We start from the raw sequence: 15678 nt of genomic DNA on the forward strand, positions 1-15678 counted from the left end.
CCACCCCGCGAAGGCCGGGGCCCAATTGGGGGACGGCGATAATGAGGCACATCGCTCCATTACGTCCACCTTGCCAATTGGGCCCCGGCCTTCGCCGGGGTGGTGGCATGCAGGGGTATTTTGGCCCTTAAAACTGCACGCTCGCCCCCAGTGTGAACACCCGGCCGAGCTTGTAGCGGTTGATGTCGACTTCGGCACCGTTCGAGAAGGTCTGGTACTCGCGGTAGCCCGTCCCCGTCAGGTTGCGCGCTTCGAACTTCATCTCGATCTGCTTGCCCGAGACGGCGATGCCCTGCCGCGCGACGACGTCGAAGCGGATGCCGGGCTTCTCGATCAGATCGGGCAGGCGAACGCCGCCGCCGCCACCGACCGGGCCACGGTTGGTCACGCGGTCGCTCGCGTAATTGAACAGCAACGTCAGCTGCGACAGGCTCGCCTTGTCCTCGATCCCGAGCTGCAGGTTGACGAGATGATCCGACTGCCCGGTCAGCGCCGCGCCGTCCTGGAACAGCACGTTGGCGGGACGCAGGCTGGCGGTCGTGCCGTTGCTCTGGATCGGGCTGGCGATCAGCTCGTCGCCAACCTGCAGCTCGGAATGCGTGTAGGTGTAGTTGGCGATCGCGACGAGACGTCGGGTCGCGAAGAAGTCGCCGCCCAGGCCGTCGAGCGGGATGTACTTCTGCAGCTCGACCTCGCCGCCGTACAGGTTTGCGCGCGGTGCGTTGGCGAAGCCGGTCTGGAGCGTGTCGCTGCCCGCCGGGAAGAACGCGACCGCCTCGATCGGGTTGTCGATGCGCTTATAGAAGCCCGCCAGGTTGAACTTCTGGTCGCGCGCGAAATACCATTCGTAGCGCAGCTCGCCGTTATATAGCTGCGAGTCGGTCAGGAACGGGTTGCCGAAGAACAGGCGATCGCTCTCGAAATCCTGATACAGCTGCGGCGCGAGTTCGCGGAACTGCGGCCGGGCCAGCGTCTTCGACATATGCCCGCGCAGCTGCATGTCGGACGCGAAGTTCCACGTCACCGTCACCGCAGGCAGCCAGTATGCGCGCGACAGATTGGTCTGCGCGAACGAGACGCCGGCACCGCCACCCGGCAGCACCGTCTCCAGCGCGTCCTCGTAACGAATGCCGACATTGGCGCGCAGACCGTCGAGGATCTCGCCCTCGACCTGCGCATAGGCACCATGGACGCGCAGCGACGCGTCGTAGGTCGGCGCGCAGTTTGGCGCGACGCACGTGTTGGCGAGGCCGATGCCATAGATCTGGAGGTTGAAGTCCGACAACAGATAGTCGGGGCGTTCCTGCGCGACCGCATCGTTCAGCGCGACGTTGCCCGCGGTCTGATAACGGAAGGTATAGCGGCTCGATGTGCGATCGGTGTCGCTATACGCATAGCCAACCGACAGCGCGAACGGGCGGTCGAACGGCACGTTCCAGGTGAGGTTCGCCTGACCCGACCAGAGCGTCTCGTCGAGTTCGCTGAACGCCACCGCCGCGCTCTGCAAGCCGCTGAGGTTGTTGGTATAGTCACCGACATTCGCATTGTACTGATAGGTGAACTGGCGTTCGTAGGGCGAGTTGCGCTCGGTTTTCGCGTAGCTGCCGCGCGTATCGAGCGCGAAATCGCCAAACTTGAACTCGCCGACCAGCTGCGTATCGATCAACTGGCGTTCGAACCAGCTCGTGTTCTGGACGATGAACGGCTGGATGCCGTCGACATCGCCGATGTTCGAGGTCGAGCCGGTGCTGAGGCGGCCCTGCTTCAGCGTGTCGTGGATGTAGAGGTTGGTCCAGCGGATCTTGTTCTCGCCGAACTCCGCGCCAAAGCCGAGCAGGCCGTTGATGATCGAGCGGTTGTCGGTCAGCACGGTGCGGAAATCGCGCGTCAGGATGCCGCCGACGTCGTCGGTAGACTGCTGCAGCGTATCGCGCGTCCGCCACGTGTTGCTGATCCCCGCCGCAGCGATCACGCCGACGCGCGTGCTGCCGATATCGGCCGAGGTGCCGAAGCTCGTCTCGCCCGAGAGGTTGGCCGGGATCTGGTTGTTCTGCTGGAGCAAGGTCGTCTTGGCGTTCGACAATGCGGTGATCTGCGCGCCAGTCAGCGACGTGCCGTTCGCGCCCGCCGACTTGATGAAGCCGGGCACCTTGCGCTCGCCACTGTCGAAACCGGTCCAGTCGTGCTTGCCGCCGTCATAGACATAGCCGAGTTCGCTGGTCGTGACGGTGTCCGCGCCGACCGATCCGCCGAACTGGAAGAAGGTCTTTTCGGGGACCGCCTTGGTCGTCAGATTGATGACGCCGCCGCCGAATTCGCCCGAGTAATTGACCGAATAGCTCTTCTGGACGACCGCCGAGGCGATCACGTTGGTCGGGAAGATATCGAGCGGGACGACGCGGCGCAGTGGCTCCGGCGACGGTAGCGGCGAGCCGTTGAGCAGCGACGACGAATAGCGATCACCAAGACCGCGGACATAGACGAGGCCGTTGCCGACCACGGACAGGCCGGTGACGCGCTGGAGCGCACCGGCGATATCGCCTTCGCCGGTCCGCGCGATATCCGCCGAGGACAGCACGTTGACGACGGCAGCGGTGGCGCGAACCGCGTTCGGGACGTTGCGGCCGACGACGACGATGTCCTCACCGGTGCCACTGCCGCCAGGCGTCGAAATCTCGACCTGCTCCTGCTGTTGTTCGGCCTGAGCAGCGGGGTCGGTGCGCTGTTCGACCGGCGTCCCTGCCTGCGGCGAGACGACGCTGCCGGCGGGAGCGCTTTGCGCGAACGACTGCGCCGGGACGAACGTCGTCGTCGCGAGCAGGACGGAGACGAGAACGGATGACTTCATGGCTGCCCCGGCAACAAGAGGAATTCGGTAGGTACAAGGCTGCGCGGCGGGCCCCCGCCCCCCGCGCAGCCTCAGGCTTGGCGTGGGTGTCAGCTGGTCGGCAGCGCGGTGCAGGCGCTGCTCGTCGTCCCGAAGCTCGCGCGGTTCGAGTTGCAGGTCCAACCGCGATACCAGGTGTCGGTGCTGCCGTTGACCGCGCCGACATAGTTGGTGTTGACGAGGAACGACGTCCCGGTCGGGTTGAGCGTGGCGGCGTTGAACGCGGTGGTCGTGCTCGATGCGCCCGCGGGTAGGAAGGTGCCGGTGACGGCCGAGCCGACCGCGGCGCTATCGGTGTTGTTGGCGCCCGCGCGGAACAGCGCCTGCTGCTCCTCGACCGTTACGGTGATGCCGTTGACCGTCGTCGTCGCATACGGCGTCAGGCAGCTGAACACGACCGAGTTGAACACCGGCGGGCCCTTGTCCTGCAACGTCGTGTCGGCGGGGCGGATGGTCGTCTTGCCGCCTGCATCGGCGCCGGCGATGACGTTGAGGCATGCGCTGTTCGGGTTGCTGACGATGCCGTTGACGAAGGTCGCATCGGCACCACCGCGCAGACGGATCGCCGCATTGGTCGCGGTCGACGTCTCGATGAAGGTGAAGTTGGCGAGCGTGTAGGCCTGGCGCGGCAGCGCGTCTTCCGAACCGTTCGAATCGATCTCGGTCGAGTAGTTGTCGGTCTGTGTGTTGACCGGCTTCTGGATCGCCAGCACGAACTGGACGAAGCCCTGCCAGCCGACATCGGTATCCAGGCCGTCATCATCCGAACCCGTCAGCACCAGATAGCGCAGGTTGCTGCGGCCGCCGAAAATCTCGATGCCGTCGTCCGAGCTGTTGTGGACCTGGATGTGATCGAGCGTGGTGCCCGAGCCGGTGCCGCCGAGCGTCAGGCCCTGAAGCTCGTTGTTCGGGCTGATGACGGTGCCCGAATAGCGGATCTGGACGTAGCGGATGCTGCCGCTGCTATCGGTCGGCGTCGCGCCGCCGTACAGCGCGGTGCTGGTGCCCTCGACGACGTTCTCGCAGGCCACGTTGCCACCGGGGACGGTATTGTTGCAGTTCGAGATCGGTGCACGACCGGCCAGGATGATGCCGCCCCACAGGCCCTGCGATTCGTCGGTGACGCCGCCGGTGATGTTCGCCTGCGCAGTGAAGATGATCGGCTGCGTCTCGGTGCCCTCGGCGATCAGCTTCGAGCCGCGGTTGACGACCATATAGTCGTTATCCGCATTGGTCGTGTTGGCATAAACCAGCGAGCCGGCTGCGATCGTCAGCGTGGTGGCGATCCCGCCCGGTGCGGTGCCTGCGCCGCCGATGTCGACGCCGACGTCGACGCGGCCGTTGATCTCATAGGCAACGCCCGCGGCCTTCGGCAGGCTCAAGGCGGACGTGATCAGCGACGGCAGGCGGCACGAGCGGTAATTGCCGAGGATGCCGACATCGGTGGTGCCGGTCGGGCACGACGTCGCGGGCGTGCCTGCGGTCGGGGTAGGAGTCGGCGTGGGCGTCGGGCTCGGCGTCGGCGTACCCGGTACGACGATCACGCCTTCGCCCGGCGACGCGACGCTGTCCGCGCCATCGCAGGCCGAGAGGGCCATGCAGGCAGTGCCGGCGAGCAGAACAAGACTCGTGCGCTTGAAGATGGTCATTCGAGAGACTCCCGGTCGAAATCGTTGATCTGATGGATCGACTCAGGCTCCCCCCTGCCGACCTCGATTAGGCGACTATGCGGAGCACGTGACGTTACGATGCGATTTGGATGACGCTTGCATGACGATGATGTGACGGATCGGTGACACCGTTTGCGCAGCATGGGTTGAAACCTGCGCTTTCGAACACATCTCTTCCGATCCGGCGCGCGATGATTTACAGGCGCCGTCAGCGTCACTGCCCGCGCATTCCTGCGTCGGGGCGGTCAGACCGATATTACAGGATTATTCTACGACAATGGCCTCTTTCAAGGACCCCAGCTTCCAGGACCGCACGAGCAGCGCAGCCGCCGCCAAGCAGAAGGCGCTCGAAGCGCTGAAGGCCAAGCCGCCGATCGACGAGGCGGTCGTTGCCGAGCGCCTTGCCGCGCGTGAGGCCAAGGAACTGGCCGAGCGCGAGAAGCGCGCCGCCAAGCGCGCCGCCGAGGACGAAGCCAAGGCTGCGAAGAAGGCGGAGGCCGAAGCGGCTGCTGCCAAGAAGCGCGAGGCCGAGGCCAAGGTCGAGCTGACCGACGCCGAGAAGAAGGCGATTCGCGACGCGAAGTACGCCGCGCGGAAGAACAAGAAGAAGTAAGTCGCGTGCGCGGATCCGTCTCGGCGGATCCGCCCGCTACAGCGCGCGTCCTGCTACCGCGCTGAGTTTCGCCACCAGCGACGGATCGCGCACATCGCGCGCGGTGATGATCGCGGTGTCGAGACACGTGTCGATCGGCGAAGCCTCGCGCTCCATCGGCAAATTACGCAGCAGCGCCATCACCATCGCGCGGGCCTTTGCCGCGTTGGCGCCGAGTTGTGCTACGACCTCCGCGACGTCGACACCCGCCTCGTCCTCACGCCAGCAGTCGTAATCGGTGACCATGCCGACCAGCGCGTAGGGAAGCTCCGCCTCGCGCGCGAGTTTCGCCTCGGGCATCGCGGTCATGCCGATCACGTTGCAGCCCCATTGCCGGTAGAGCCGGCTTTCCGCGCGGGTCGAGAATTGCGGGCCTTCCATCGCGAGATAGGTGCCGCAGTCGTCGACCTGCGCGCCCGCCTCGCGTGCGGCTTCGGCAGCATAACGAGATAGCCGCGGACAGACCGGGTCCGCCATCGAGACGTGCGCGACGAGGCCGGTGCCGAAGAAGCTCGACGGGCGGCCCTTGGTCCGATCGATGAACTGGTCGACGATCGTGAAGCTGCCGGGCGGGCGTGCCTCGACGAGTGAGCCGACCGACGACACGGCGAGAACATCAGTCACGCCGAGCCGCTTCAACGCGTCGATATTTGCGCGCGCGTTCAGTTCGGAAGGGGAAATCCGGTGGCCCCTTCCATGCCTTGGCAGGAACGCGACGCCGACATGGCCGACACGACCAGTGTAGATCGCGTCGGACGGTGCCCCCCATGGCGTCTCGACGGTTTGCCAGCGACCGTCCTCGATCCCGTCGACCGCATACAGCCCCGAGCCGCCAAGGATCCCGATCGTCCAGCCGGTCATTCGGCCAGCGCTCGCGGCCGGGCGTAGACGAAGTAGATCACCAGCCCGAGCAGGTTCCACAGCCCGAAATAGAGCTGCGTCTTCGAAGGCAGGCTGAAGAAGAGATACAGGCAACCGAGAATGCCGATCGCTCCCACCAGCGTTGCCGCCGGCGCGCGGAAGGTACGGATCGCGTCGGGCGCGCGGCGGCGCATCACCAGCATGCACGCGCAGACTGCGACGAACGCGGCGAGCGTGCCGGCATTGGCGAGCGCGGCGATCTCGGCGAGCGGCAACAGGCCAGCGATCACCGCGACGATCGCCGCGGTGATCCAGGTGATGCGGACGGGGGCACCTCGCCTGGAGACCTTGGCGAGGCTCAGCGGGAGCAGGCCGTCGCGTGCCATCGTGAAGAAGATCCGGCTTTGCCCGAACAGGAAGGCGAGCAGCACGGTCGGCAACGCGATCACGGCGGAGGCGCCGAGGAAGGTCGCGAACCCGGGCCGACCGATCTCGCGGAGGATCAGCGCGAGTGGTTCGGCGCTGCCGGCGAACTTGGTGTACGACAGCGCGCCGACCGCGGCGACCGCGACGAGGATGTAGATCGCGATGCACGCGACCATCGACCCGACGATCCCGATCGCAAGATCGCGGCCGGGGTTCTTCGTCTCTTCCGCGGCGGTGGAGATCGCATCGAAGCCGTAGAAGGCAAAGAAGATGATCGCTGCCGCCGCCATGACGCCGCGCTCGGCGCCGTCGGGCTGGACCGCCTTGGGGAAGCCATAGGGCATGAACGGGTGGAGGTTGGCGCTGTTGAAATAGTGCAGCGCGATGAACACGAACACGGTCAGTGCGATCATCTTCACGCCGACCAGCACTGCGTTGAGCGTCGCACTTTCGCGCGTGCCGAACGACAACACGCCAGCGACGACCGCGATGATGAAGATGGCGGGGACGTTGAGGATGCCGCCGAGCTCAGGGCTGAGCGTCAGCGCCTCGGGGAAGCCGAACGCCCCGCGTAACAATGGCGCGGCATAGCCTGACCAGCCGACTGCCACGGTCGACACGACGAGGGAGTATTCGAGGATCAGCGACCAGCCGATCACCCACGCGATCAGCTCGCCGAGCACGACATAGCTGTAGGTGTAGGCGCTGCCCGACGCCGGGATCATCGTCGCCATCTCGGCATAGGCGAGCGCCGCGCATGCACATATGCCGCCGGCGATGATGAAGGACAGGATCACCGCAGGCCCGGCGAGCCCTGCCCCCACGCCGATCAGCGTGAGAATGCCGGTCCCGACGATGCCGCCGACGCCCATCGCCACGAGGTGCGGCCACGACAAGGTGCGCGCGAGTTGATGCTCGGGCGGCTGCTCGGTGACGATTTTTCGGCGAAACAGACTGGCCACGGATATCCCCTCTTGTTGCGCGGGGAGTGGCACAGGTGGGGCGCGGCGGGCAAGGCCATCAACCGCGCCTCTTACCGAGCAAAATATCCTCCCCGGCGGAGGCCGGGGTCCAGTTGGCAAGGTTCTTGTAACGACGCGCTACGCTATGTCAGCACCGTTTCCCAACTGGGCCCCGGCCTTCGCCGGGGAGCTGCAATGATCCGTCTCAAACAAACGGGACTGCACCTCCTTGTTCTCCCGCGAAGGCGGGAGCCCAGTCTGGGTCCCCGCCTTCGCGGGGAAACACGCTACCTTAAGGCAACTCTCAGACCGTGAAGCTTTCCCCACACCCGCAGGCACCCTTGGCGTTCGGGTTCTGGAACACGAAGCCGGCGGTGAAGTCGTCCTCGACCCAATCCATAGTCGACCCGATCAGGTACAGGATCGACCCGCCATCGACGAACAAGGTCCCCCCCGGCGTGTCGATGCGTTCATCAAACGGCTTAGCCTCGGTGACGTAATCCACCGAATAGGCCAGCCCCGAACACCCACGCTTGGGCGTCGACAGCTTCACCCCGATCGCATCCGCCGGAGCCCGCGCCATCAGGTCGGCGATCCGCGCATGCGCCGTCTCCGTGAGGTTCAGCGCCGCCGGCCGTGCTCGCAATGTCGTCGCCATGATCGTCCTTCCTTCCCCCCTCCCGCAAGCGGGAGGGGCCGGGGGTGGGCTCCCGGCCAGCCACTCATAACCGTCGGTCGCGAGGTGAGCGCGTGCCCACCCCCCGCCCCCTCCCGCTTGCGGGAGGGGAAAAGTCAAAGCATGCCCAGCTCTAACTTAGCCTCGTCCGACATCTTCTGCGGATCCCAGGGCGGATCCCAGACCAGGTTCACTTCCGCAAACCCGACCCCCGGCACCGACCCGACGCGCATCTCGACCTCCGCCGGCATCGACTCCGCGACCGGACAGTTCGGAGTCGTCAGCGTCATCGCCACCACCGCGTGCCCGTCCTCGGTCACCTCGACGCCGTAGATCAGCCCCAGGTCATAGATGTTCACCGGGATCTCGGGATCGTAGATCTCCTTTAGCGCGTCGATGATCGCATCGTACACCGCGCCGCCGGGCTCGCCGGGCGAATCCACCTGCGGCTTCTGCGCCAGGAACCCGGCGAGATAATCGCGCTTCCGCTCGGCATCGGAATCCGTCTCCATGACGACGCGCGCCTTGGGGGGGGACGCCACCGCGTCGACTTCCTCGATCTCGAACCGATCGCTCATTTGAAGATCCTCGTTACTCGCTCGATACCACGCACCAGCGCCGCGACGTCCGCCGGCCCGTTATACACGCCGAAGCTCGCGCGTGCCGTCGCCTCGACGCCCAGCGCCTCCATCAGCGGCTGCGCGCAGTGATGGCCGGCACGGATCGCGACGCGCTCTTCATCCAATATGGTGCCGATGTCGTGCGGATGAACCCCCTCGATCGTGAAGCTCACGATCCCCGCCGAGTCCGCCGGGCCATAGAGGCGCACCGAATTGATCCCCGACAGCGCCTCACGCGTCGCCGTCACCAGCGCCGTCTCATGCGCGTGGATCGCCTCGAGCCCGATGCTCTCGACATAGTCGATCGCCGCATGCAGCCCGAGCGCGCCGACGATATGCGGCGTCCCCGCCTCGAACCGTCCCGGCGGCGGCGCGTAGGTGGTCTTGGCGAACGACACCTTGTCGATCATCGACCCGCCGCCCTGGTACGGCGGCATCGCGTCGAGCAATTCCAGTTTGGCCCACAGCACGCCGATCCCGGTCGGGCCGTACAGCTTGTGCCCGGAGAACACGTAGAAATCGCAGCCGATCGCCTTCACGTCGACCGAAATCCGCGGCACCGACTGGCAGCCGTCGAGCAGGATCTTCGCGCCGACCGAATGCGCGATCTCGGTCGCGCGCTTGGCGTCGAGCACCGAGCCGAGCACGTTCGAGACATGCCCGAGCGCGACCAGCTTGTGCGCGGGCGCGATCATCCGCTCCATCGCGTCGAGATCGATGCGGTGGTCGGGCGTCAGCGGCAGAACGTCGATCGCGACGCCGAGGCGCTCCGCGATCATCTGCCACGGCACGATGTTCGAATGATGCTCGAGCATGGAGAGCAGGATGCGGTCGCCCGCCTTCAACTGCGTCCCGGCCCAGCACTGCGCAACCAGATTGATCGCCTCGGTAGCACCGCGCACGAATACGATCTCGTCGGGCGATCCCGCACCGACGAACCGCGCGACGGCCTTACGCGCCGCTTCGTAAGCGACCGTCATGTCAGCGGACCGCTGGTAAACTCCGCGGTGCACGGTGGCGTAGGTCTCGCCATAAGCGCGCGTAATCGCATCGACCACGACCTGCGGCTTCTGCGCAGTCGCGGCGGTGTCGAGATACGCCCAACCCTTGGGGATCGCCGGGAAATCCGACAGGCGATCCAACGCCTCCCCTCCCGCTTGCGGGAGGGGTCGGGGGAGGGCCTGGTCGAGAACGATACTCATGATGAAGCCCCTCCCCCAACCCCTCCCGCAGGCGGAAGCGGAGCAGAAAGCGCCCGCTCCAGCCACGCATCGGCGTCCGCCACGAACGCCTCGCGCACCGTCTCGTCCGTGATCTGCACGAACGCATCGCCTACAAACGCGCGCGTGAGCAGCGCCTGCGCCTTCGCATGCGGGATGCCGCGGCTCTGCATGTAGAACAGCGCGCGCTGGTCGAGTTCGCCGACCGTCGCGCCGTGTGCGCACTTCACGTCGTCCGCGAAAATCTCCAGCTCGGGCTTCAGATTCACCGTTGCGGTGCGCTGCAACAGCAACCCGCGCAACGACTGCACGCCGTCGGTCTTCTGCGCATCGCGCGCCACCTCGACCCGCGCCGCAAGGCTCGCCGTCGACTTGTCGGCCGCGACCGCACGCCAGATCTGCTTGCTCTGCCCGTTCAGCGCCGCATGCCGCACCGACACCGCGCACTCCTGCCGCTGGTCGTTCCGTGTCAGCAACGCGCCGCCATATTCGGCAAACGCATCGTCACCCGTCACCGTGATCGACCCATCGATCCGCGTCCCAGCGTCCCCCGCGCCGAGCACCGTCACGATAAGACTCGCCTCGGCACCGACCTCGACCTCGTCGCGCAACGACACGAAGCCATCGGACTGAAGCAACCGCACCGCGCGCGTCAGCTTCGCACCTTTGCCAAGCATCATCTGCGTCGACCGGTTCGACCACCCAGCCCCGACATACGTCTCGACCACCGACGCGCTCGCGCCATTGGCGAGAACGATCTCCGCTGGAAGCTGGTTGTCGCCGCCCGTCGCGATGTGGACGATCTGGATCAGTTCGGCCGTCGCATCCGCGTCGACGCGCAAGGACCAGCCCAGACCGGTCGTCCGCCGCCCAAGCGCATGCGATCCGCCGTCGATCGGAACGATCGCGACGTGCCGCAGATCGCTGCGCCCCTCGTCGAGCACGCCATCGACGAACACCGCCCGCGCACCCGGCAAGTCGAGAAACCACTCGCCAGCATCCAGCGCAATGCCGCGCGGCAATTCGGCCGCCGCCGCGATCGCTGCCGGATCACCCCAGCGCCAGGATTCCTCGCGCGTCGAAGGAAGTCCGATCCTGAAATCCTCCCCGCCACGGGGAGGGGGACCGCGACGCGTAGCGGTGGGGTGGAGGGGGGCTTCCACAGACGTGACGTCCAGCGGAGAACCCCCTCCACCAGCTTCGCTGGTCCCCCTCCCCGTGCCGGGGAGGATTTGCGACAGAACGCTCATGCGGCGATCCCCACATAGCCTTCGCTCTCGAGTTGTTGCGCCAGTTCCTTGCCGCCCGAGCGGACGATCTTGCCGTCCGCCAGGACGTGGACGAAGTCCGGCTCCACGTAATCCAGCAACCGCTGGTAGTGCGTGATCAGCAGCACCGCCTTGTCGGGTGCGCGCATGATGCGGTTGATGCCGTCGCCGACGACGCGCAACGCATCGATGTCGAGGCCCGAATCGGTCTCGTCGAGGATCGCGAACTTCGGGTTGACGATGCCCATCTGGACCATCTCGTTGCGCTTCTTCTCGCCGCCCGAAAAGCCGACGTTCACCGGCCGCTTGAGCATGTCGTAATTCATGCCGAGCAGATCCGCCTGCCCGCGCGCGAGCTTCAGGAACTCGCCGCCCGACAAAGGCTTCTCGTCCCGCGTCGCACGCTGGGCGTTGAGTGCCTCGCGAAGGAACTGGACGTTCGACACGCCGGGGATCTCGACCGGATACTGGAAGCCGAGGAATACGCCCGCCGCGGCGCGCTCATGCGCCTCCAGTTCGAGCAGATCGACACCGTCGAACGTCACCGAGCCCGCGGTGACCTCATAACCGGGCCGCCCGCCGAGCACATAACCCAGCGTCGACTTGCCCGCGCCGTTCGGCCCCATGATCGCGTGCACCTCACCCGCGTTCACGGTGAGCGACAGGCCCTTGAGGATTTCCTTGCCGTCGATCTCGGCGTGGAGGTTTTCAATTTTGAGCATCATTCTCTCTAATTTGAGCGCGGTGTTCCAGAACCATCGTCGGAACTTCTGCAATCAGCTTGTCAGCGATCTTGGAAAGACCAATCATAACCCCCCTTAGAAAGGTCGGGTCCCTATTACCGGAGTTTAATCCTGCCCAAAGCGCCCCAGACTTTAAATACACGTCTTTTTTGCTGTTACAGGCAAATACGGCAGCTTTGGCAACCACAGCTATATCAGATTTCCCATCGTCCAGCCGACTAGACTGTTCTCGTATACATTCGTGATATTCTGAATCAGCGGAGCGCCATATCGAGTAAGCTTGGTCAATATCCGTCCGGGTCGGAACTCGATCAGCGGTGCCTATGGCTGCCAATAGAATCAGGCCAATCACCCCACGGAGCCTTCCAACGAAATCCCCAAAAGCTTCTGCGCCTCCACCGCGAACTCCATCGGCAGCTGCTGCAGCACTTCCCGCGCAAAGCCATTCACGATCAGCGCCACCGCCGCCTCCTGGTCCAGCCCACGCGACATCGCATAGAACAGCTGGTCATCGGAGATCTTCGACGTGGTCGCCTCGTGCTCGATCTGCGCGGACGGGTTGCGAACCTCAATATACGGCACGGTATGCGCGCCGCACTGGTCGCCGAGCAGCAGGCTGTCGCACTGGGTGAAGTTCCGCACGCCCTCCGCAGTCGGCGCGACGCGTACCAGCCCGCGATAGGTGTTGTCCGAACGCCCGGCCGAAATCCCCTTCGACACGATCGTCGAGCGCGTGTTCTTGCCGAGGTGGATCATCTTCGTGCCGGTATCGGCCTGCTGGCGATTGTTCGTCACCGCAACCGAATAGAACTCGCCGACCGAGCCATCGCCGAGCAGCACGCACGACGGGTATTTCCACGTGATCGCACTGCCGGTCTCAACCTGAGTCCAGCTGACCTTCGAGTTCTTGCCCTGGCACAGCGCGCGCTTGGTGACGAAGTTGTAGATCCCGCCGACGCCGTTCTCGTCGCCCGGATACCAGTTCTGCACGGTCGAATACTTGATCTCGGCATCGTCGAGCACGACCAGTTCGACCACCGCGGCATGCAACTGGTTCTCGTCGCGCATCGGCGCGGTGCAGCCTTCGAGATACGAGACGTAACTGCCCTTGTCGGCGACGATCAGCGTGCGCTCGAACTGCCCGGTATTTTCCGCGTTGATGCGGAAGTACGTCGACAGCTCCATCGGGCAGCGGACGCCCTCCGGGATGTAGACGAACGTGCCGTCGGAGAAGACCGCCGAGTTCAGCGTCGCGAAATAGTTATCGCGCTGCGGCACGACCTTGCCGAGCCACTTCCGGACGAGATCGGGATATTCCTTGATCGCCTCGGAGATCGAGCGGAAGATCACGCCCGCGGCCTCGAGCTCCTTGCGGAACGTGGTCGCGACCGAGACGCTGTCGAACACCGCATCCACCGCGACGCGACGCTTGGGCGTGCCGTCCTCGTTCAACGGATCCTCGACCACGCCCGCCAGCATCTTCTGCTCGCCGATCGGAATGCCGAGCTTCTCGTAGACGCGCAGGATCTCCGGATCGACCTCGTCGAGCGACCCGAGCTTCGGCTTCGCCTTGGGCTCCGCGTAATAATACGCGTCCTGGTAATCGATCGGGGGGACGTTGAGCTTCGACCAGTCGGGCGCCTCCATCGTCTGCCACAACGCGAACGCCTTCAACCGCCAGTCGAGCATCCACTGCGGCTCGCCCTTCTTGGCGGAAATGAAGCGCACCGTGTCTTCCGACAGACCTTTCGGCGCGAATTCCTGTTCGATGTCCGAGGAGAAGCCCCACTCGTACGTCTTGTTCGCGGCGGCGTATGCCTCTGCGTTCCGGGTAGCCATTATACACTCACTCTCGTTTCCCCGCGAAGGTGGGGATCCAGGGTTACGGGCGATTCAATTGGAGCCTGAGCCGACAAGCTGGCAAGCGACACGCCGGCGAGCGCACCGCGGACCGCGCCGTTGACGGCGTTCCAGTGCGGCTTCACCTTGCACGTCTGCTCGACGCAGCAATCCTGCGACGCACCATCGACGCACGAGGTCAGCGCGATCGGGCCTTCGACGGCCTCGATGATGTCGGCGAGCGAGATCATCGCGGGCGGGCGCGACAGGCGGAAGCCGCCGCCCGTGCCACGCGTGCTCTCGATCAGTCCCGCGGCGGACAGCCGGCTCACCAGCTTCTGCACGGTCGGCAGCGGCACGCCGGTTTCTTCCGCGAGCAGCGTCGCGTTCAGCCGAGCGATACCGCCGCAATGACGCGCTGCGGCGCTCATCATCACGACCGCATAGTCGGCTAAGCTGGAAAGTCGCATGGTGGCTTAGGAGTCCAATCGGACCGATATGATCCGATTGGTCAAATGGGCTTTGTGCACTGCGTCGTCAACCCGGCGAGGGGTGCTAACGACTCGCAACTGGAGGCCGTTTTTCTTGCCGCTTATGCCTAAGTTCGGCCCGCTCCCCTACAACCCGTCACCCTAGCGAAAGCTGGGGTCTCCCGGTTTGGGTCGGGCGCCTCGAACGTGGAGACCCCAGCTTTCGCTGGGGTGACGGGGAACGTGGGGTGACGGAGAATATGGGGTGACGGAAGAAGGATTTGGCCGGCGGGATCGTTCTGCCTAAGAGCGCGCATGGCCTTCTATCACCCGATCCTGTTCCGTCTCGACGCCGAGCGCGCGCATACCCTCACCATCGCCGCGCTCGGCGCATGGGGGAAAGCCGGCGCGCCGCTCGCTCCCAGCGTGCCGCGGCTCGCGACGACCGTAGCGGGGATCGCCTTCCCCAACCCGGTCGGCCTCGCGGCGGGTGTCGACAAGGACGGGCGTGCGATCGACGGGTTCTTCGGGCTGGGCTTTGGCAGCGTCGAGATCGGTACGCTGACGCCCGTACCGCAACCCGGCAACCCCAAGCCGCGCATCTTTCGTCTCCCCGAAGATCGCGCAATCATCAACCGCCTGGGCTTCAACAATGGTGGCCTGGACGCGGCCCTCGCCCGAGTATGTTCACCCGCGAAGGCGGGTGCCCAGTCTGGGTCCCCGCCTTCGCGGGGAAACAAGGTGCTCGGCATCAACGTCGGCGCCAACAAGGACGCGACCGACCGTACCGCCGACTACGTCCACGGCGTCACCCGAGCCGCACCCCACGCCGACTACATCACCATAAACATAAGCTCCCCCAACACGCCGGGGCTCCGCGATCTCCAGCACGGAGCCGCCCTGCGCGACCTCCTCGCCGCCTGCGCCGCCGCGAAGGGCACCACGCCGATCTTCCTCAAGGTCGCCCCCGACCTCGAACCCTCCGATATCGACGACATCGCCCGCGCCGCACTCGACAACCGCATCGACGCGCTCATCGTCCACAACACAACGATCTCGCGGCCCGGCTTGCGATCGGCTAACGCGAAGGAGACCGGTGGTCTTTCCGGTGCGCCGCTTGCCCCGCTGGCCCGCCAACGCCTGGCCGATTTCCGCAAGGCGACGGGCGACGCTATGCCGCTGATCTCGGTCGGGGGCGTAGACAGCGGCGCCGAAGCCTATGCCCGCCTCCGCGCCGGCGCGAGCCTCGTCCAGCTCTACACCGCATTGGTCTACGAAGGCCCCGGCCTCCCCGCCCGCATCCTCCGCGAACTGGACGCGCTGCTGAAGCGCGACGGCTTCGCGACGGTCGCAGATGCGGTGGGCGTCGACGCGCGCTGACCTT

14 protein-coding genes are annotated in these 15678 nt (G+C 65.5%); 2 read left to right on the top strand and 12 right to left on the bottom strand.

The genetic code is table 11. The features are described 5' to 3' along the window. Positions 1-127 precede the first annotated feature (127 nt). Both C8J40_RS09735 and C8J40_RS09740 read right to left on the bottom strand, forming a co-directional pair. A complete protein-coding gene (locus C8J40_RS09735; RefSeq protein WP_132896848.1) occupies positions 128-2848 on the bottom strand; it encodes a TonB-dependent receptor in 2721 nt (906 codons plus the stop codon). Between the two features lie 89 nt (positions 2849-2937). Beyond that, complete coding sequence (locus tag C8J40_RS09740) at positions 2938-4536, bottom strand: hypothetical protein (protein WP_132896849.1); 1599 nt, start codon at positions 4534-4536, stop codon at positions 2938-2940. A gap of 298 nt (positions 4537-4834) precedes the next feature. On the opposite strand from C8J40_RS09740, the gene C8J40_RS09745 reads away from it, so the two are divergent. Next, on the top strand, positions 4835-5170 hold the full coding sequence (locus tag C8J40_RS09745; protein WP_132740214.1) for a DUF6481 family protein: 336 nt from the start codon (positions 4835-4837) through the stop codon (positions 5168-5170). 36 nt (positions 5171-5206) lie between these two features. On the opposite strand, the gene mtnP is transcribed toward C8J40_RS09745, so the two are convergent. The 10 genes from mtnP to C8J40_RS09795 form a co-directional block, all read right to left on the bottom strand. Then, positions 5207-6070 (bottom strand): S-methyl-5'-thioadenosine phosphorylase, encoded by an 864-nt coding sequence (gene mtnP / locus C8J40_RS09750; RefSeq protein ID WP_132896850.1) that lies wholly within the window; start codon positions 6068-6070, stop codon positions 5207-5209. Next, complete coding sequence (locus C8J40_RS09755; RefSeq protein ID WP_132896851.1) at positions 6067-7458, bottom strand: amino acid permease; 1392 nt, start codon at positions 7456-7458, stop codon at positions 6067-6069. Before C8J40_RS09755 ends, mtnP begins: the two co-directional genes overlap by 4 nt. A gap of 304 nt (positions 7459-7762) precedes the next feature. Next, positions 7763-8116, bottom strand: a complete 354-nt coding sequence (locus C8J40_RS09760; protein WP_107962784.1) for an iron-sulfur cluster assembly accessory protein — start codon at positions 8114-8116, stop codon at positions 7763-7765. A gap of 134 nt (positions 8117-8250) precedes the next feature. After that, positions 8251-8712: an SUF system Fe-S cluster assembly protein gene (locus tag C8J40_RS09765; protein WP_056057670.1), complete on the bottom strand. Its 462-nt coding sequence runs from the start codon at positions 8710-8712 to the stop codon at positions 8251-8253. Beyond that, positions 8709-9956: a cysteine desulfurase gene (locus tag C8J40_RS09770; protein ID WP_132896852.1), complete on the bottom strand. Its 1248-nt coding sequence runs from the start codon at positions 9954-9956 to the stop codon at positions 8709-8711. The genes C8J40_RS09765 and C8J40_RS09770 overlap by 4 nt, the downstream gene beginning before the upstream one ends. Next, the gene (locus C8J40_RS09775; protein WP_132896853.1) at positions 9953-11224 is read right to left on the bottom strand and encodes a SufD family Fe-S cluster assembly protein; all 1272 of its coding nucleotides are present in this window, start codon (positions 11222-11224) and stop codon (positions 9953-9955) included. Before C8J40_RS09775 ends, C8J40_RS09770 begins: the two co-directional genes overlap by 4 nt. After that, positions 11221-11964, bottom strand: coding sequence for a Fe-S cluster assembly ATPase SufC (gene sufC / locus C8J40_RS09780; protein WP_132896854.1), 744 nt, complete (start codon positions 11962-11964; stop codon positions 11221-11223). Before sufC ends, C8J40_RS09775 begins: the two co-directional genes overlap by 4 nt. Continuing rightward, positions 11951-12337, bottom strand: coding sequence for a hypothetical protein (locus C8J40_RS09785; RefSeq protein ID WP_132896855.1), 387 nt, complete (start codon positions 12335-12337; stop codon positions 11951-11953). The genes sufC and C8J40_RS09785 overlap by 14 nt, the downstream gene beginning before the upstream one ends. Next, positions 12334-13824 carry a Fe-S cluster assembly protein SufB gene (gene sufB, locus C8J40_RS09790; protein WP_132896856.1) on the bottom strand — a complete coding sequence of 497 codons (1491 nt, stop codon included), beginning with the start codon at positions 13822-13824 and terminating at the stop codon, positions 12334-12336. Before sufB ends, C8J40_RS09785 begins: the two co-directional genes overlap by 4 nt. After that, on the bottom strand, positions 13824-14294 hold the full coding sequence (locus C8J40_RS09795; RefSeq protein WP_132896857.1) for an SUF system Fe-S cluster assembly regulator: 471 nt from the start codon (positions 14292-14294) through the stop codon (positions 13824-13826). Before C8J40_RS09795 ends, sufB begins: the two co-directional genes overlap by 1 nt. A 315-nt stretch (positions 14295-14609) precedes the next feature. Here C8J40_RS09795 and C8J40_RS09800 point away from each other — a divergent pair, with 315 nt between their 5' ends. Beyond that, positions 14610-15674, top strand: coding sequence for a quinone-dependent dihydroorotate dehydrogenase (locus C8J40_RS09800; RefSeq protein ID WP_132896858.1), 1065 nt, complete (start codon positions 14610-14612; stop codon positions 15672-15674). Positions 15675-15678 lie beyond the last annotated feature (4 nt).

This window comes from Sphingomonas sp. PP-CC-3A-396 (assembly GCF_004343105.1).
Classification (GTDB): domain Bacteria; phylum Pseudomonadota; class Alphaproteobacteria; order Sphingomonadales; family Sphingomonadaceae; genus Sphingomonas.